We start from the raw sequence: 17565 nt of genomic DNA on the forward strand, positions 1-17565 counted from the left end.
CCCGCATGCGCAAGCGGTCCTACGCGCACCTTCTCGGCGCTACCCGCTAGACCGCGCAGCACCCCCGAACCCTAAGCCTTGAGGGATTTGCATCCCTTCGTCGATACCGCTTCTCGCTTTCGATTTTAAGGCGCGAGGTGCATCGACCTTAGACCCGACGGCGCACCCGCAAAACACCCTAAAAAACGTAAGAAAGCCCGTTCTGGACGGAAAAAGTCGATTTGACAAAACTATTTTCACGTCGTAGGATGGCTCTCGTTGTGCGGTGGCCTGCAGGGTCACCGGAAGCGATTCGTAAGCGCCCTGGGCGCTCCCCATGAAACAGTCTGTCGAAGGAGAAGCGTGAAAACCCGTGACTGGTGCCTTATCGATTCGACCCTGCGCGAGGGCGAGCAGTTTGCGCTCGGCAACTTTAGCTTGGCCGATAAGGTGGAGATCGCCAAGGCGCTCGACGCGTTCGGGGTGGAGTACCTAGAGCTCACCACGCCGGTGGCCTCTCCGGCGTCGCGGCAGGCGTTGGAGACCATCGCAGGGCTCGGCCTAAAGGCCAAAGTCCTGACGCACACCCGCGCGAACCTCGAGGACGCGCGCGTGGCGCTCGAGTGCGGCGTCGACGGCGTCGATATCCTCTTCGGCACCTCGCCCGCGCTGCGCAGCTCGCACGGGCGCGGCGTCGACGAGATCATCGACGAGAGCTTAGAGGTCATCGGCTACGTCAAGAGCGCCGGCAAGAGCGTGCGCTTCTCCTCAGAAGACACCTTCCGCAGCGACCGGGAGGACCTGCTGCGCATCTACGCCGCCGCCGACCGCGCGGGCGTCGACCGCGTGGGGCTTGCCGACACCGTCGGGGTCGCGAGCCCCAGCGCGGTGCGCGAACTTGTCGCCGACGTGCGCGCGGTCGTCGGTTGCGACATCGAGTTTCACGGCCACAACGACACGGGTTGCGCGATCGCCAACGCGTTCGAGGCGGTGCGCGCCGGCGCCACGCACATCGACACGAGCATCTTGGGTATCGGCGAGCGCAACGGCATCACGCCCTTGGGCGGCTTTTTGGCCCGGATGTACACCCAGAACCCGCAGCGGCTCCAGGAGAAGTACAACCTCACGATGCTCCCCGAGCTCGACGCCATGGTGGCCCGCATGACGGGGCTTTCGGTGCCCTTTAACAACTACCTCACGGGCGCGTACGCCTACAACCACAAAGCGGGGCTGCACCTTAAAGCCATCTACGTCAACCCCGGCGCTTACGAGATCATCCCGCCCGAAGTCTTCGGGGTCACGCGCACCCTGCAGATCGGCAGCCGCCTCACCGGGCGCAACGCGGTCGCGGCGCGCGCCGCCGAGCTCGGCCTGGAGCTGCCGGACGAAACGGTGCGCGAGCTCACGCGCCAGATCAAGGCTTCTGCCGACGCGGGTGACTTAGCGCTCCACGACGTTGACGCGCTGTTGCGCGCGGCGGCGCAGAGGCGCGCGCCAGAGGAGGTGTTCGCGTGAGGCCACCCGACTTAGCGGGGCTGACGCTCGCCGAGCGCATCCTCTCGGTGCGCGCGGGGCGCCGCGTCCGGGCTGGCGACCTCGTCGTGGTCGACGTCGACCAGGTGATGGTGGTCGACTCGATCGCCCCGTCGGTGATCCGGCGCATCGAAGGGGACCTCGGCGGGCGCGTCCGCAACCCCGAGCGCGTCTCGTTCGTCCTCGACCACGTCGCGCCGGCGGCCAACGTGGAGGTCGCGAAAGCGCAGGCGGACGCGCGCCGCTACGCCCGTGAGCGCGGCTTCCGGCTCTTCGACGTGGGGCGCGGCATCTGCCACCAGGTGTTGATGGAGGAGGGCCTCGCCCAACCCGGCGGCGTCGTGTTGGGTTCGGACTCGCACGCGACCACCTACGGCGCGGTCGGCTGCTTCGGTACCGGCATGGGCGCGACCGACATCGCGCTCGCGGCGGCGAGCGGCAAGACCTGGCTTAAAGTGCCGGAAACGGTCGCTGTAAAGCTCACGGGGACGCTACCCGCGGGGGTGAGCGCCAAAGACGTGGCCCTGAGCGTTATCCGCGAGCTCACCGCCGACGGCGCCACCTACGCCAGCCTCGAGCTCCACACCCCCGACGGCTTCACCCTCTCCGAGCGCATGACGCTCGCCAACTTGGCCGTCGAGGCGGGGGCGAAGGTCGGTCTGGTGCCGCCGAGCGGGGAGGTTCGGGAGCGCTTCTCGGTGCCCGAGTGGCTCGTGGTCGACTCCCGAGCGCGCTACGCCCGCGTCGTGGAGCTCGACCTCGGCGCCCTGGAGCCGGTTGTCGCCGCGCCACCTTTTGTCGACAACGTCCACCCGCTCACCGCATTCACCGGCGTGCACGTCGACCAGGTGTTTGTCGGGACCTGCACCAACGGCCGTCTGGACGACCTGCACGTCGTCGCCGACATTCTGCGCGGCAAGCGCGTGGCCGAGGGGACGCGGCTTTTGGTTATCCCGGCGAGCTCGCAGGTGTTGGAGGCGGCTGCCGCCGACGGGACGCTCTCGACGCTGCTCGCGGCGGGCGCGGTCCTGGGGACCCCCGGTTGCGGCCCCTGCATGGGGCGGCACATGGGCGTCTTGGCCCCCGGCGAGGTGTGCGTGTCGACGAGCAACCGCAACTTCGTCGGCCGTATGGGGAGCCCCGAAGCGCAGATCTTTCTGGCGTCCCCGGCGGTGGCGGCGCGCGCGGCGCTCTCGGGCACCCTCACCCTCGCCGAGGACGCCGCGCTTCCCGAACGGGCGGTGGCGTGATGGCGCGGGTCTGGACGTTCGGCGACGCGGTCAACACCGACGACATCCTGCCGGGCAAGTACGCGCCTTTTATGGTCGGCGAGGACCGCTTTCACCGCTACGCCTTTGCCCACCTGCGCCCCGAGTTCGCCGAGCGGGTGCGTCCCGGTGACCTGCTGGTGGGCGGGCGCAACTGGGGCCTTGGCTCCTCGCGCGAGTACGCCCCGCAGGCGCTTAAAGCCCTCGGGGTCGGGGCGGTGATCGCCAAGTCGTTCGCCCGCATCCACTACCGCAACCTGCTCAACCTAGGGATCCCGGCGTTTACCTCGGAGACCGTCCCCGACGCGCTCCAGGACGGCGACGAGGTGAGCTTCGACCTCGCTGCCGGCACCGTGACGCGCGGGGACGAAATCTTCCAGCTCGAGCCCCCGCCTTTGTTTCTCCAGGAGGCGCTGCGCGAGGGGTCGATCCTCGAGTTTTACCGAAAACACGGGCGCTTTCCGGGTGAAGCGCCCTAGCGCCTCCGGAAAGCGCGAACCGACGTTTACCGCACACACCATCTTGAAAGGACACCCCATGCTCCAAACCATCGATACCCCCTACGGCACCGTTGAAGCTGACCCCGACACCCTCGAGCTCGGCGAGATCTTGGTCTCGGACGACGGCACCGAGCTGGAGGTGGTGAGCCTCGACCCCTTGAGGCTCGAGCCCGCCCCCGAAGAAGACGAGGATTGGGGGGAGTAGAGACGACGAGTGCTGAGTACCCAGTACCGAGTGCCCAGTAGGGGCTTCTACTCGGAACTCAGCACTCATCTCTGCACTTTCATGACCCAGCTTTTAGAACGTCCCGCACCCCCTGCCACCGCCCCCCGCATCGCCGTGGTCTACGACCGCCTGCGCCCGGAAGAGAGGATGCTGTTTGACGCCTTCGAGCGCGCCGGGGTGCCCGTTGAAAAGCTCTACGCGCCGAGCCTCGCTTGCGACTTCTCGCACCTCGCCGCGCTGCCCCGCTTCGACGTCGTCGTCGAGCGCTGCGTCTCACAGACGCGCGGCCTGGCCGTGTCGCGCATCTTTTCGGCGCTCGGCGCGCGCGTCCTCAACCCCCCTGAGGTGATCGAGGTTTGCGGCGACAAGCTCGCGACGAATGCCGCCTTGGCGCGCGCGGGCGTCCCGACCCCGCGCACGGGCGTCGCCTTCGACACGGAGACGGCGCTCGCGCTGGCCGAGGACTTCGGCTACCCCGTGGTGCTTAAGCCCACCGTCGGTTCGTGGGGCCGCATGGTCTCCAAGCTGAGCGACCGCGACGCCCTGGAGGCGGTTTTAGAGCACAAGGAGACGCTCGGCGGGCCGCAGCACAAGGTCTTTTACCTGCAGGAGTTCGTCCGCAAACCCGGCCGCGACATCCGCGCGTTCGTCGTGGGCGGCGAGGTCGTCGCGGCCATCTACCGCACTTCTGAGCACTGGGTGACCAACACGGCGCGCGGGGCGGTGGCGACGAACTGCCCGCTCACCTCCGAGCTGCAGGACGTGGCCCTGGCCGCAGCCGCAGCGGTAGGGGGCGGCGTGGTGGCGGTCGACCTGCTCGAGTCGGAGCGCGGGCTGTTGGTCGTTGAAGTCAACCACACCATGGAGTTTCGCAACTCGGTGGCGACCACCGGCGTCGACATCCCGGGTCGCGTCGTGGCGCACGCGCTTAAGCAGGCGGGCGTCTTCGTCTCGTCGGCTGTCTAAGGACCTAGCGCGCGTAGAGCCCGCACGCTAAGCTCGAGCAGCCTGCGCCCCCAAGCCCTAGCCCGCGTCGAGCGGATGGCGCCACCTGAGGCCGGGGAAGCGCGCAACGCCTCGGTCGGCGGTCGCTAGCTCGCTACCCGATTCGATGGCGAGCGCGGCGAGGTAGGCGTCCGGTACCACGTTCCCTTTGGCGCCTACTGCATGGCAGAGCTGGAGAAAGATGCGCCAGTGACGCTCGCCCGGTGCCAGGATGACGCAGTTGGGTTGCGCCCTGATGTCCTCTAGGTACTCGAGCGCGTCGTCTAGAGGGGACGGCGGTGAGAAGACGCGAGGATGCGTCACGACCCGTATGAAGCCGCTGCATACGATATCGGCGAGGCCGAAAGCGGCGTCTTGGTTGACGAGCTTTTCGAGCCACCCCACGTACGCCGGGTGCTGCGGCGCGTCCGGTCTAAAGGCGTAGACCAGCGGATTGATGTCGAGCAGGATCACCCCCGGCCTTCCATCAGGTCGAGCAGCGCCGCATTGTCGTCGAGGTCTACCCCCGGTTGCAAACCCTTAGCCGGACCTCGGTAGACCTTCGGTGTAAAAGGTGGGCGGTCGCGCGCGCCCTTACGCCGCGCGAGTCGTTCGCGCAACGCCTCTTCGATCACGGCGGTGAGCGTCTGGTTCGTCTCGGCAGCTAAACGCTTCGCTTCCCGCAGCAGCTCGTCGTCCAAACGAATGGTGGTTCTCATGCATCAGAGCATAGGCACTAGGCATCAGTATGTCAAACTACTCCCATGAGGTCGTTATGTCCGAACGCCTAAACGTCGCTATCGTCGGCGCCTCGGGGTATGCGGGCGGCGAGTTTTTACGCCTCGCCCTCGGCCACCCCTACCTCAACGTCACCCAGGTCACTTCCGAGCGCTTCGCCAAGCAACCCGTGCACCTCGTGCACCCCAACCTGCGCGGGGCGACCAGGTTGCGCTTTTCGCCTCTGGCGGAGCTGCAAGAGGCCGACCTGCTCGTGCTGGCGCTGCCGCACAAGGAGTCCTCGACGCGCTTTGACGCGTTCAGCCAGAAGGCCCCGCGCCTCCTCGACCTCTCCGCCGACTTTCGCCTCAAAGACGCCCGCACGTACGAGCGCTTCTACGGCGAGCCGCACCCGCGCCCCGAGCTCCTCGAGCGCTTCGTCTACGCCAACCCCGAGCTGCACCGCGACGCGCTCCGGGGGGCGCACTACCTCGCCGGTGCGGGGTGTCTGGCGACGGCGGCGATTTTAGGTCTCTACCCGCTCCTCAAGTACGCCGTACCGGCGCGGGGCGACATCATCGTCGAGGGCAAGATCGGTTCGTCGGCGGCGGGTAACCGGCCGACGGACGCGGGGCACCACCCCGAGCGGGCGGGGGTGGTGCGCACGTACGCCCCGACCGGCCACCGCCACGAGGCCGAGCTGATGCAGGAGCTGCCGGGGCGTTTCCCCGTCCACCTGACGGCGACCGCCATCGAGCGCGTGCGCGGCATTCTGGTTACGGCGCACGTCTTTTTGCCCGACGGCTACAGCGACCGCGACGTGCTGGGCGCCTACCGCGAAGCCTACGAGGACGAGCCCTTTATCCGGTTGGTCACCGCCAAACGGGGTATTCACCGGGTGCCGGATCCCAAGATCCTAGACGGCACCAACTTCTGCGACATCGGCTTCGCGCTCGACAACGACAGCGGCCGCGTGGTGGTGATGAGCGCGCTCGACAACCTCGTCAAGGGCACGGCGGGGCACGCGCTGCAAGCTTTGAACATCAGCATGGGGTGGCCCGAGACCCTGGGGCTCGAGTTCTTGGGGCTGCACCCGTAAGCCCGTGGTGTGTGGCTCGTGGCCTGTGGGTTATGGGTGGGTCCGTGGTTCGCGCGTTCTATGAGCTTAGCGGCGCCCAGGGGGGTGTGGGGCAGGTATAACGGGGGATGGGCAAACGCATCCGCATCGACGCCGGAACGATCGTCGCTTGCCAAGGGGGGGAGCACCGCATCCTCGAGGGGGGCTGCCTGGTTACCGAGGGCAACACCATTCACTACGTCGGCAAGCGCTTTTCGGAGCCGGTCGACGAGGTCATCGACGCCACGGACTGCCTCGTCACCCCCGGGCTCATCAACGTCCACACCCACCTCTTCGAGTCGCCGCTCGACAAGACGCTCGTCGAGGACATCGGCCGGCGCGAGTTCGCCAACTCCAAGCTGGTCGACGTGCTGCCGGGTAAGGCGCGGGCGATGGACGAGGCGGCCGAACGGGCGTGCGTGGACTTCTCGATGCTCGAGCTGATTCGCACGGGCACCACCACGGTCATGGAGATCGGTTTCGTCGGCGCCTACACCGCCGAGGCCGCCGAGCGCGCGGGGCTGCGCGCCTACATCGCCGACGGCTACCGTTCGGGCCGCTGGACCACCGACGACGGGCGCAGCGTCCGCTACGTCTGGGACGAGGCGGCCGGTTGGGAGGGCCTGGAGCGGGCGGTCGCTCTCATCGAGCAGCTAGGCGGGCGGGCTGGGGGGCGCATCCAGGGTTTTTTGTCGCCCATGCAGGTCGACACCTGCACCGCCGAGCTGCTCGTCAAAAGCCGCGAGCTCTCCGACGCGCTCGGTGTGCCGCTGGCCCTGCACGCCAGCCAGGCGGTCTTCGAGTTCGACGAGATGCTGCGCCGTCACGGCCGGACGCCCGTCGAGTGGCTGGAGGAGATCGGTTTTTTAGGCGAGCGCTGCATCCTGGGCCACGCCATCTTGCCCGCCGGGCACAGCTGGGTGCAGTGCGCGGGCGACGACTTAAGCATCCTAGCCCGTCACGGCGTCTCGGTCGCGCACTGCGCCTGGGTGTTCGCGCGTAGCGGCATCGTGATGGAGAGCTTTCCCAAGTATCAAGACGCCGGCATCAACCTCTGTTTGGGGGCCGACAGCGCGCCGCAGTCGATGATCGAAGCGATGCGCTGGGCGGCGATCCTGGGCAAGGTCGCCCACCGCCAGGCGGCGCGCGCGACCGCCGCCGACGTCTTTAACGCGGCGACCCTCAACGCCGCGAAAGCCCTGCAGCGCCCCGACTTAGGGAGGCTCGAGGCCGGCGCCAAAGCCGACCTTTTGGTGTGGGACCTCACGGGGCTCGGTTTCACCCCCTGCCGCGACCCGATCCGCGCGCTCGTCTATAGCGCCCAAGCCGAGGACCTTAAGGCCGTGATGATCGACGGCGCCTGGGTGATGCAGGAAGGGCGGGTGCTCACCGTCGACGAGGCGGCCGTGACGGCGCGGCTGCGCGAGGCGGCGGCGCGGGTGTGGTCGCGCTTCGGGCCGGGCGACTGGGCCGAGCGCACTGTGGACGAGCTGTCGCCGCCCAGCTTCGCGCCGTTTGAGGGTGAGGCCTAAATGGCGGCTGCGCAGCCGCGGGCGCCGTGAAGCGGGAGCGCGCGGTTGATCCCGGCGGGGTGCAAGGGGGCAAGCAGCCTCGGCGCGTGGGGTGATGCGTATGGTAGCATATACGCTATGAAACGGACGACGGTGTACGTAGATGAAAAGACCGACCTCGAGTTGGCGCACCTCGCTAGGCAGCAAGGGCGTCCCAAGGCCGAACTCGTGCGTGAGGCGCTCTCTCGCTACGTCGAGCGTCAGCGCACGCCGCGTCCCCTGCCCCGCTCCGTCGGCATGGGTCGGAGCGGTCTGCCCGATCTCGCCGAGCGCACAGACGAGCTGCTGGGTGGCCTTTACGAGGAGGAGCACGCGAGCGTCACGGCAGCGTCGAGGGAGCGCCAGAGGGACGAGGAAGCGCAAGGGTGAGCCTCCTCGCCGATACGAGCGGGGTGTTGGTGCTGCTCGACGCCGACCACGCGCTTCACCACGCTGCCAGGTCGCTCCTAGAACGAGAGGTGCTCATCGTGCCGAGCTCCATCCTCGGTGAGGTGGACTACCTGGCGAACGCGCGGTTGGGCGCCCAGACGGCACGAGCGTTTTTAGAGGACACGGTCACCGGCGCCTACGACTTCGTGCAGGTCGAGCTCGAAGACATGCGGCGCGCGCTCGCGCTCATGCAGCAGTACCGGGACGCGCACATCGGATTCGTGGACGCTTCGATCGTCGCGCTCGCCGAACGGTACCGCCTGCGCCGCATCCTGACGTTAGATAGCCGTCACTTCAGCCTCTTCCGCCCCGCGGGGCTCGGCCATCTGGAGCTGCTGCCGTGATCGTCGTCAAGGTCGGCGGCTCTACGGGTATCGACTACGATGCCCTGTGCGAGGACGTCGCGGCGCTCTGGCGGGAGGGCCAGCGGCTCGTGCTGGTCCACGGCGGCAGCGCCGAAACGAACCGCGTCGCCGAGGCGCTCGGGCACCCCCCCAAGTTCGTCACCTCCCCCTCGGGCTACACGAGCCGCTTTACCGACCGCGAGACCCTGGAGATCTTCGAGATGGTCTACTGTGGCAAGCAGAACAAGGGTCTTGTCGAGCGGCTCCAGCGCCTCGGCGTGAACGCGGTCGGGCTCTCGGGGTTAGACGGCCGCCTCTTCGAGGGCAAGCACAAGGACAAGGTGCGCAGCGTGGAAGGCGGCAAGGTCAAGGTGCTGCGCGGCGACCACACCGGTACCGTCGAGCGGGTGAACACGGGGCTCCTCACGCTCCTCTTGGAGAGCGGCTACCTACCCGTCCTGACGCCGCCGGGGGTGTCTTTTGAAGGCGTCGCCATTAACGTCGACGGCGACCGCGCGGCGGCGGCCGTGGCGGTCGCGCTTCAGGCCGAGGCGCTGCTGCTTCTCTCGAACGTCCCCGGGTTGCTGCGTGACTTCCCGGACGAAGCGTCGCTTATCCCCGAGATCCCCGCTGGTGAGGTCGAGAGCTACCTCGGCTTCGCGCGGGACCGGATGAAAAAGAAGGTCCTGGGTGCGGCCGAGGCGGTGCAGGGGGGGGTGAAGCGGGTGGTCTTTGGTGACGCTCGAGTCCGCCAGCCGGTGCGTGCGGCGCTCTCGGGGCGGGGTACGGTCGTTCGCTGATGCCGCGAGACGTCTCGGTCACGGTGGGCGCGCACCTTTTCAACCTCCGCGTCGCCGCTATCATCCGCCGTCAAGGAAACGTGCTCGTCAACAGGCTTCGTGACCAGGACTTCTGGTTCTTACCGGGTGGCAGGGTGCAGGAAGGGGAAGCGACCCGAGAAGCCCTCCTACGCGAGCTGCGGGAGGAGCTCGGGGCCGAATGCCGCGCCCACCGCCCCGTCTTCTTTCACGAGAACTTCTTTCGGCATGACGGCAAACGCTTCCACGAGGTGTGCGTGTACTATGACGTTGAGCTGCCGCCGGACGCAGCGACGCTAAGCGACGTTTCAGCGGCTGATGGTGGTATCGACCTTGAGTGGCTCGAGCTGACGCAGCTTAGCAGCATCAATCTGCAACCCCCTTTTTTACCCTCACGTCTTCAAACATTACCGCTAGGACTCGAGCACGTTGTCAGCCGCAACTAGGAGAGGCATGTCACAGACGCAGACGAAAACGCAGGAGATTCTGGCGCGCGACGCCGAGCACCACACCGGCCTCTGGAAGCCCGACGTGGTCTTCACCCACGGCGACGGCGTGAAGCTCTACGACGCCGAGGGCAGGGAGTACCTCGACTGCATGGCGGGGATCGCGGTTGCCAGCATCGGCCACGGCAACAAGCGCTTGGCTAGGGCGGTCGCCGAGCAGGCCGAAAAGCTCATCATCTGCTCGCAGGCGCACGCCAACGACGCCCGCGTCCGGTTCTACGAGCTGCTCTTTTCGTTTGTGCCGCCCGAGCTGGGCTTGACGCGGGTCTTTATGGCCAACTCGGGTTCGGAGGTCAACGAAGCGGCGCTCAAGTGGGCGCGCGCGGCGACCGGCCGGCGGGGCTTCGTGGCGGCGCGGCGCGGTTTTTCGGGGCGCACCTTGGGGGTCCTCGGGCTCACCTGGGAGCCCAAGTACCGCGAGCCCTTCGCGCCCTCCCCCTACCCCGTGACCTTCGTCGGTTACAACAACGTGAGCGAGCTCGAGGCGGCGGTGACCGACGAGACGGCGGCGGTGTTTTTGGAGCCCGTGCAGGGCGAGGGGGGGATGCACCCGGCAACGCCGGAGTTTTTAGAGGCGGCGAGAGCGCTCTCGCGTGAGCGCGGCGCGCTGCTCATCATGGACGAGGTGCAGTCCGGCGTCGGGCGTACGGGCAAGTTCTTGGCCACGGAGCACTACGGCGTAGCGCCCGACATGGTGACGCTCGCCAAGGGCTTGGGTGGCGGCGTGCCCATCGGCGCGCTGCTAATGACGGATGAGGTGGCGCGCGCCATGCCCCCCGGCGGCCACGGCACCACCTTTGGCGGCAACGCGCTCGCCTCGGCGGCGGCGGCGGCGGTTCTAGAGGAGCTCCGGGCGCGGGGGCTGATCGAGAACGCGGCGGAGGTCGGGGCGTACTTTCAGGAGCGGCTGCGCGCGCTCCCCGCGCCGCAGATCCGCACCGTGCGCGGCCTCGGTCTGATGATCGGGGTCGAGTTCAAGCTCAAGGTGGCGCCCATCGTCGCCGCGCTGCGGGGCGCTGGGGTGTTGGTCATCAACGCCGGGGCGACGGTCATCCGCTTCGTGCCGCCTTTAACCATCACCCGCGCCGAGGTCGACGAGGTGGTCGCGCGCTTGGGCCGCGTGCTGGAGGCGCAAGCGGTGAACCCCGCGTGACGGGGGAGGCGCGAGGCGGCGCTCGAAAGCCGAGGACTCACGTAGACGCCCTGTTAGACGGCCTCGACGCGCTCCTACGCGCGCAGGGGGTGTTCGAGACCGCCTCCGTTTAGGCGCGTCGTTCGCCCTCGAGGTGGGGTGCTAGCGCTCTAGGGCGCTTCTGCTAGAGGATTACGCCACTTAAGGCGAGGAAACCGGCCGAAGTCGCCATCCGTGCTGCACAGGGTGAGGCCGTGCTCTAGGGCCAAGGCGGCGAGGTGGGCGTCGGGGATGAGGTTGGCCGTGGCGCCTGTTTGCGTGACGAGGTCCCTCAGCAGCTTCGGGTGTTCTGCGGTAGGGGTGGGTAGCCAAACCGAGGGAACGCTCAGCCACGCCTCGACCTGGGCCCACGCCTCCGCTGCGGTGAGGGGGCGTTCAAAGACCCTCGGGTTGGTGGTCAGTCGTAAAAAAGCGAGCAGCGAAGGCCAGGGCAACCCGACGCGGTAACCCGCACTGAGCTGCGCGTCGAGCCACGCGTGTGCCGCGTGGTGCTGAGGCGAGCCCATCACGTGGGCGTAGATCAGCAGGTTGGCGTCGATCAGGATCAACCGTGGTGGGCGCCTTCAGCTACCTCGAGCGCGTCGGCTACGCTATCTAGGTTGACCAACGCCCTTCCCAAAGAGACCGTCTGCGTCCTAAAGGCGTCCGTGGCTCGTGGCTGCTCGAGAGCCACGAGCCCTTCGCGTAGGGCGCGGTTGACGAGCGACTTGAAGCTTTCCCCGCGCTCCTTTTGAAGGCGCCGAAGGCGCTTCTCTACGTCATCGTCAAGGGTGAGGGTCGTTCTCATACCTTACTGTAGAAAAGCATGCATCAAGCGGTCAACCTGCTGATGTGCTGATGCCTAGAGCCCCCTCCTGTTACGATGGCCCCATGCTGCAGGTCGCCGACCTCCTCGCCGAAGCCGTCGCCATCCCCAGCGTCTCGGGCGCCGAGGCCGAGGTCGCGCGTTTTCTGGTCTCGCGGATGGCGGGGTTTTGCGACGCGGCCTACCTCGACGCCGCGGGCAACGCGGTCGGCCGCGTCGGTAAGGGGCCTTTCAAGGTGTACGTTCTAGGGCACATCGACACCGTTCCGGGCGTGGTGCCTGTGCGCGTGGAGGGGGGCAAGCTCTACGGGCGCGGCGCGGTGGACGCCAAAGGCCCCTTCTGCGCGGCCCTAGCGGCGGCCTCGAGGCTCACGGAGGCGGCCAAGGGGGCGCTCAGCGTCACCCTCATCGGCGCGGTCGAGGAGGAGGCGCCCTCCAGCAAGGGCGCGCGGCACGCGCTCGTGACGCTCCCCAAACCCGACCTGGTGATCATTGGCGAGCCCTCGGGTTGGGACGCCGTGACGCTCGGCTACAAGGGGCGGCTCGTCGCCAAGCTGGCGCTCGAAAAGCCCAACTTCCACTCGGCGGGGGAGGGCAGCACGGCGGCTGAGGCGCTGCTTGAGGTGTGGGAGGGCCTCAAGGGGTGGGCGCAAGGGGCCTCGGGGGCGGGGCTCTTTGACAGCGTGCAGCTCGCCCTCCAGAGCCTCAACACCCAGTGCGACGGTTTGACGCAGCGCGCCGAGGCGACCATCGGGCTGCGGCTGCCGCCCGCATGGCCGCCCGAGCGGGCCGAAGGGGCCTTGCGCGCGCTGCTCGCGGGCGTCCCCGGCCTACGCGCTACCTTCACGGGGCACGAGGTCCCCTACCGCGGCCCCAAGGACACGCCGCTCACGCGCGCCTTTCGCGTGGCCATCCGCGAAGCGGGGGGGACGCCGCGCCTGAAACTCAAAACCGGCACCTCGGATATGAACGTGGTCGCGCCCGTTTGGGACGTGCCGATGGTGGCCTACGGCCCCGGCGACTCGGCTTTGGACCACACGCCGGACGAGCACGTGGAACTTGCGGAGCTAGAGCGCGCCGTCGGCGTGTTGGAGGGGGTTTTAGAGCACCTTAGCCGCAAGGTGGGCCGAAGCGCAGAGACGCTCTAAACCTCCCGGCGCGCCCTCGCACCCAAAGGCCGACTCGGTGGTGCTTTGGTTGCAGTGGTCATAAGGTCGGCAGCCACAGCTCGAGCGCCCCCGGTAGCGAGCTTACCTGGACTTGCGTGCTGTCGACCTGAGCGCCCGTCAACGACGCCTCGTCGTAGTGCAGGGGTGAGCCGTCCCAGGTCAGCTCGAGCCGCCGGCCTTTGGTGACCGTGACGTTAGGGAGCGCCTCCAGCCGTCCGGAGATGAGGCTGGTGACGTAGGCTGTCCACCCTACGCGTTCGTCCTCTCTCACCAGCACGAGGTCAAAAAGGCCGTCGCTGGGGTCGGCCTCCGGTGCGAGCGCCACGCGCAGCCCCACCGAGGCGGTGTTCATCACCTCGACCAGCAGATAGCGGCCGGAGAGGTCTGCGCCGTCGAGCTGTAGGCTCCACGGCTGCGCTCGGTAGCTCGCGAGGGTGCTTATGGCTCTGGCCGCGCGCACGACGTTGGCCCCTGCACCGAGGTAGTCGGTGAACCCGCGGGCCAAGAGGCCCGCGCCGAACGCCTCCAAAAAGTACACCGTGCCCCACGGGCCGCGCGCCACCCCGAGATCGAAGGGGCGCGGTCGCGGTTTCGCGAGCCCCATGAGCAGGGTTTGGGGCGGTGCGGTAAGGCCGAGCGTGCGGGCGACGTTGTTGGCCGTGCCGAGGGGGAGTAGGGCGAGGGGCACCTTGCGGCGCAGGTGGTAGAGCGCTAGAGCGGTAGCGCGCACAGTACCGTCTCCGCCCGCGGCGATGACCAGGTCGCCGGGGTCGCGTAAGGCGTCTTTGAGGTCGCGCTCGCCGTTGATGGCGGGCACTTTGGCGCTCACGCCGATCGTTGCAAGGGTGCGCACGATAGAGGCCGCAGCGAGCGTCTCGGTGGCGGCAGCGTTGGCGTTGTAGATAAGCGTTGCCCGCACCTCCCTGCTCCTTTACACGTCACGTCACGGCGCACGTCGTTGCAGCAGGTGAGCGGTCCTAGCGGGTGGCGTCTTACCCGTTGCGCCTCGAAGCGCGTTTCCAGCACCCCTTCTGCGATGACGCCGTGACGCCAGCAGCCTGGAGCGGTCGACAAGCCCTGGATGGCACGGCCAACTGTCGGCTAACGGTCGGCTAGCAGTTAGCGGCCAGCCTACCGCAAGGGGGGCAGCTCGAGCGCCGGTGAGGCGACGGGCGCTTACCGTGACGGGGTACTTCCGGCTGACAGGTCGAGGAGCGGCGCTTGTCGCCCCATCTTTTCATGACCGTCGCGAGGCGCCCCCTCCTCGCCCTCATGCGGCGCCCTCCGCTCGGGCCGACCTCGAGATAACCGGGACACCCTTTTCGAGCATGACACAAGGGGACACGCGCGCTGAGCTCTGTCAGCTGTGTCAAAGTGGGAGGCTGAAGGGCCGTTTGGGTGTGACGTCAAAGGTGCCGCTCCGGAAACGGCGCGGCTCCCGAGCACCGCTTCGGTACGTTACAGCTGCGCTCAAGCAGGTCGACACGAGGAGGTTTAGGGATGTCTCAACCGCTTGTCGAACGCACCTCTCAAGGGGGGGTGAGGGTGCTTACGGTGCACAACCCCCCCGTCAACGTGCTCTCCCCCGGGGTGCCCGAGGCGTTGATCGCGGGCCTTAGGGAGGCGAACGCCGACCCGAGCGTGCGGGCGGTGGTGCTTGCGGGGGGCGGGCGCACCTTTATCGCGGGCGCCGACGCTAGAACCTTCGACCTACCCGCCGAAAAGATCCCCGACGTCCCCGCCATCATGGCCGCGCTAGAGGCGAGCCATAAACCCGTGGTGGCCGCGCTTCACGGGACGGCTTTGGGGGGCGGGCTCGAGGTCGCGCTGGCGAGCCACTACCGCGTCGCCGCGCCGGACGCGCTGCTCGGGTTGCCGGAGGTCAAGCTGGGGCTCCTGCCGGGGGCGGGGGGGACGCAGCGCCTGACGCGCGCCGTCGGGGTAAAGCGGGCTCTGGAGCTGATGCTTTCGGGCGAGCCCATCGGCGCGCGCGAGGCGGCGGCGCTCGGTTTGGTGGACGAACTTATCGAGGGCGACCTCTTGGCGGGGGCGGTGGCGTTCGCGGAGCGCGTCGCCGACCGCCGACCGCTGCCGCGCCTTAGCGCGCGGCGCGCGGCGCCGGACCCCGAGGCCGTGGCGGCCGCCCGCGCGGAGCTCGACAGGCGGGCCCAGGGGCTTTTAAGCCCCCACTTCATCGTCGAGCTCGTCGAGGCGGCGACCGAGCGGCCCTTCGAGGAGGGGACGCGGCTCGAGCGCGAGCGCTTTTTACAGGCGCGCTCGAGCCCGCAGTCGCGCGCGCTCAGGCACCTCTTCTTCGCCGAGCGCGCGGCCGCCAAGGTCGCGGGCGTGGGCAAGGAGACGCCGACCCGGGAGGTGCGCCGCGTCGGCGTCGTCGGGGCGGGGACCATGGGGGGCGGTATCGCCATGAGCTTTCTCAATGCCGGCGTGCCCGTGACCCTGCTCGAGGCCGACGCGGGGGCTCTGGAGCGCGGCCTCGCCACGGTGCGCGCCAACTACGAGGCGAGCGCCCGCAAGGGGCGGCTTAGCGGCGAGGAGGTCGCGGCGCGCCTGGGCCGCCTCACGCCGACGTTGGAGCCGTCGGCGCTCGCCGAGGCTGACCTCATCATCGAGGCGGTCTTCGAGGACATGGAGGTGAAAAAGGAGGTCTTCGGTCGCCTCGACGCGCTCGCCAAACCCGGCGCGATCCTCGCGACGAACACCAGCACCCTGGACGTCAACGAGATCGCCGCTGCGACCTCGCGCCCGGAGGACGTCTTGGGGTTGCACTTTTTCAGCCCCGCGAACGTCATGAAGCTCGTCGAGATCGTCCGCGGCGAGCGCACGAGCGCGGAGGTGCTGGCGACCGCGCTTAAGCTCACCAAACGCCTCGGCAAGGTCGGTGTGGTCGTCGGCGTGTGCGACGGCTTCGTCGGCAACCGGATGATCCACGCCTACGTCCGCGAGGCGCAGCGGCTCGTCGAGGAGGGGGCCGCGCCGCACGAGGTCGACGGGGCGATGCACGCCTTTGGCCTGCCCATGGGCCCCTTTGAGATGGGTGACCTCGCCGGGCTCGACATCGGTTACGCCATCCGGCAGCACCGCGCGAAGCTCGCCGGCGCCCCCAAACCCGACGACCTTTTAGACCGCATCGTCGAGCGGGGCCGCAAGGGGCAGAAGACGAAGGCGGGGGTCTACGACTACCCGGAGGGCCGCAAGGGGGTGCCGAGCGCCGAGGTCGCGGCGCTCATTGACGCGCTGCGCGCCGAGCGCGGGGTGACGCCGCGGACGCTCGGCCAAGAGGAGATCACCAAGCGCCTCCTCTACACGCTCGTCAACGAAGCGGCGCGCATCTTGGAGGAGGGGGTCGCCGCGCGCGCGGGCGACATCGACGTTATCTACCGCTACGGCTACGGTTTTCCGGCCTACCGCGGCGGCCCGCTGCACCACGCCGACGTGCAGGGTCTGGGGAACGTACTCGCCGACATCCGGCGCTTCGGTTGGACGCCCGCGCCGCTTCTTGTGCGGCTGGCGGACGCGGGGGAGACCTTCGCCGACTTCGACCGCGAGGGGGCGCGCGCGTGACGCGCACGCTCCACGACCTCTTCGACCTCTCGGGGCGGGTTGCGCTCATTACAGGCGGCAGCCGCGGTCTGGGGCTCAGCATCGCCGAGGCGCTCGGCGAGTACGGGGCGCAGCTCGTGCTGACGGCGCGCAAGGCGGACGAGCTCGAGGCGGCCAAAGCGCACCTAGAGGCCCGCGGAGTGTCGGTTCTGACCGTCCAGCACGACCTCAGCGCCCACGACACGGTCGCGCCGATGGTCGAGGGGGTGCTCGCGGCGTGCGGCAAGGTCGACATTTTGGTCAACAACGCCGGGACGACCTGGGGCGCCCCGACCGCCGAGCACCCCTTGGCCGCGTGGCGCAAGGTCTTGGACCTCAACCTGACGGGGCTGTTTTTGGTGACGCAGGCCGTCGGGCGGCTCAGCATGCTCCCGCGCCGGAGCGGGCGCGTGCTCAACGTCGCCTCGGTCGCCGGGTTGCAGGGCGGCGACCCGCAGCTCACGCCGACCTTGGCGTACAGCACCTCGAAGGGGGGGGTGGTGAACTTGACGCGCGCGCTCGCGAGCGAGTGGGCGGCCTACGGGGTGACGGTCAACGGCCTCTGCCCGGGCTACTTTCCGACGAAGATGACGCGCGGCACGCTCGAGCGGGCCGAAGCGCACATCGTCGCGCGCACCCCGCTGGGCCGGTTGGGGTCGGGCGACGACCTCAAGGGGGCGGCGCTGCTGCTGGTGAGCGATGCGGGCGCCTACATCACGGGGCAGAACATCGCCGTCGACGGCGGCCTCAGCGTGGTTTAAGCGCCCGCGCGGCGCGTATGCTAGGCTGCCCGAGGCGCGCTCAGCG

The 17565-nt window shown here is 68.5% G+C and carries 19 protein-coding genes; 15 read left to right on the forward strand and 4 right to left on the reverse strand.

Annotated features, from left to right (window positions below):
• Positions 1-342 precede the first annotated feature (342 nt).
• From lysS to lysX, 5 genes are all read left to right on the forward strand, one after another.
• Entirely contained in the window at positions 343-1494 is a 1152-nt protein-coding gene (gene lysS / locus TRAD_RS06895; protein WP_013177880.1) for a homocitrate synthase, read from the forward strand.
• On the forward strand, positions 1491-2762 hold the full coding sequence (locus tag TRAD_RS06900) for a 3-isopropylmalate dehydratase large subunit (protein WP_013177881.1): 1272 nt from the start codon (positions 1491-1493) through the stop codon (positions 2760-2762). The genes lysS and TRAD_RS06900 overlap by 4 nt, the downstream gene beginning before the upstream one ends.
• Positions 2762-3259: a LeuD/DmdB family oxidoreductase small subunit gene (locus tag TRAD_RS06905; RefSeq protein WP_013177882.1), complete on the forward strand. Its 498-nt coding sequence runs from the start codon at positions 2762-2764 to the stop codon at positions 3257-3259. Before TRAD_RS06900 ends, TRAD_RS06905 begins: the two co-directional genes overlap by 1 nt.
• Positions 3260-3317: 58 nt before the next feature.
• The gene (lysW, locus tag TRAD_RS15675; protein ID WP_013177883.1) at positions 3318-3485 is read left to right on the forward strand and encodes a lysine biosynthesis protein LysW; all 168 of its coding nucleotides are present in this window, start codon (positions 3318-3320) and stop codon (positions 3483-3485) included.
• 81 nt (positions 3486-3566) lie between these two features.
• Entirely contained in the window at positions 3567-4472 is a 906-nt protein-coding gene (lysX, locus tag TRAD_RS06910) for a lysine biosynthesis protein LysX (protein WP_013177884.1), read from the forward strand.
• Positions 4473-4529: 57 nt separating this feature from the next.
• On the opposite strand, the gene TRAD_RS06915 is transcribed toward lysX, so the two are convergent.
• Positions 4530-4964: a type II toxin-antitoxin system VapC family toxin gene (locus tag TRAD_RS06915; RefSeq protein WP_013177885.1), complete on the reverse strand. Its 435-nt coding sequence runs from the start codon at positions 4962-4964 to the stop codon at positions 4530-4532.
• Positions 4961-5209 carry a type II toxin-antitoxin system VapB family antitoxin gene (locus tag TRAD_RS06920; RefSeq protein ID WP_013177886.1) on the reverse strand — a complete coding sequence of 83 codons (249 nt, stop codon included), beginning with the start codon at positions 5207-5209 and terminating at the stop codon, positions 4961-4963. The genes TRAD_RS06915 and TRAD_RS06920 overlap by 4 nt, the downstream gene beginning before the upstream one ends.
• 56 nt (positions 5210-5265) lie before the next feature.
• Between TRAD_RS06920 and argC the strand changes: the two genes are divergently transcribed.
• From argC to TRAD_RS06955, 7 genes are all read left to right on the forward strand, one after another.
• On the forward strand, positions 5266-6306 hold the full coding sequence (gene argC, locus TRAD_RS06925; protein WP_013177887.1) for an N-acetyl-gamma-glutamyl-phosphate reductase: 1041 nt from the start codon (positions 5266-5268) through the stop codon (positions 6304-6306).
• Positions 6307-6413: 107 nt separating this feature from the next.
• Entirely contained in the window at positions 6414-7856 is a 1443-nt protein-coding gene (locus TRAD_RS06930; RefSeq protein ID WP_013177888.1) for a chlorohydrolase family protein, read from the forward strand.
• Between the two features lie 117 nt (positions 7857-7973).
• Positions 7974-8264, forward strand: a complete 291-nt coding sequence (locus TRAD_RS06935; protein ID WP_013177889.1) for a ribbon-helix-helix domain-containing protein — start codon at positions 7974-7976, stop codon at positions 8262-8264.
• A complete protein-coding gene (locus tag TRAD_RS06940) occupies positions 8261-8668 on the forward strand; it encodes a type II toxin-antitoxin system VapC family toxin (protein WP_013177890.1) in 408 nt (135 codons plus the stop codon). The genes TRAD_RS06935 and TRAD_RS06940 overlap by 4 nt, the downstream gene beginning before the upstream one ends.
• Complete coding sequence (locus TRAD_RS06945) at positions 8665-9468, forward strand: [LysW]-aminoadipate kinase (RefSeq protein ID WP_013177891.1); 804 nt, start codon at positions 8665-8667, stop codon at positions 9466-9468. The genes TRAD_RS06940 and TRAD_RS06945 overlap by 4 nt, the downstream gene beginning before the upstream one ends.
• Positions 9468-9932: an NUDIX hydrolase gene (locus TRAD_RS06950; RefSeq protein WP_013177892.1), complete on the forward strand. Its 465-nt coding sequence runs from the start codon at positions 9468-9470 to the stop codon at positions 9930-9932. The genes TRAD_RS06945 and TRAD_RS06950 overlap by 1 nt, the downstream gene beginning before the upstream one ends.
• A gap of 7 nt (positions 9933-9939) precedes the next feature.
• On the forward strand, positions 9940-11145 hold the full coding sequence (locus TRAD_RS06955) for an aspartate aminotransferase family protein (protein ID WP_013177893.1): 1206 nt from the start codon (positions 9940-9942) through the stop codon (positions 11143-11145).
• 149 nt (positions 11146-11294) lie between these two features.
• On the opposite strand, the gene TRAD_RS06960 is transcribed toward TRAD_RS06955, so the two are convergent.
• Positions 11295-11732, reverse strand: coding sequence for a type II toxin-antitoxin system VapC family toxin (locus TRAD_RS06960; RefSeq protein WP_013177894.1), 438 nt, complete (start codon positions 11730-11732; stop codon positions 11295-11297).
• Positions 11733-12054: 322 nt separating this feature from the next.
• Here TRAD_RS06960 and TRAD_RS06970 point away from each other — a divergent pair, with 322 nt between their 5' ends.
• Positions 12055-13137 carry a [LysW]-lysine hydrolase gene (locus tag TRAD_RS06970; protein ID WP_013177896.1) on the forward strand — a complete coding sequence of 361 codons (1083 nt, stop codon included), beginning with the start codon at positions 12055-12057 and terminating at the stop codon, positions 13135-13137.
• A 58-nt stretch (positions 13138-13195) separates the two neighbouring features.
• Here TRAD_RS06970 and TRAD_RS06975 read toward each other — a convergent pair whose 3' ends face one another.
• Complete coding sequence (locus TRAD_RS06975; RefSeq protein WP_013177897.1) at positions 13196-14077, reverse strand: diacylglycerol/lipid kinase family protein; 882 nt, start codon at positions 14075-14077, stop codon at positions 13196-13198.
• 581 nt (positions 14078-14658) lie between these two features.
• Here TRAD_RS06975 and TRAD_RS06980 point away from each other — a divergent pair.
• Together TRAD_RS06980 and TRAD_RS06985 are read left to right on the forward strand one after the other, a co-directional pair.
• Complete coding sequence (locus TRAD_RS06980) at positions 14659-16740, forward strand: 3-hydroxyacyl-CoA dehydrogenase NAD-binding domain-containing protein (protein ID WP_013177898.1); 2082 nt, start codon at positions 14659-14661, stop codon at positions 16738-16740.
• Positions 16737-17519: an SDR family oxidoreductase gene (locus TRAD_RS06985; protein WP_013177899.1), complete on the forward strand. Its 783-nt coding sequence runs from the start codon at positions 16737-16739 to the stop codon at positions 17517-17519. The genes TRAD_RS06980 and TRAD_RS06985 overlap by 4 nt, the downstream gene beginning before the upstream one ends.
• The last annotated feature ends 46 nt before the right edge of the window (positions 17520-17565 follow it).

Origin of the sequence: Truepera radiovictrix DSM 17093 (assembly GCF_000092425.1) — a bacterium.
Lineage (GTDB): Bacteria > Deinococcota > Deinococci > Deinococcales > Trueperaceae > Truepera > Truepera radiovictrix.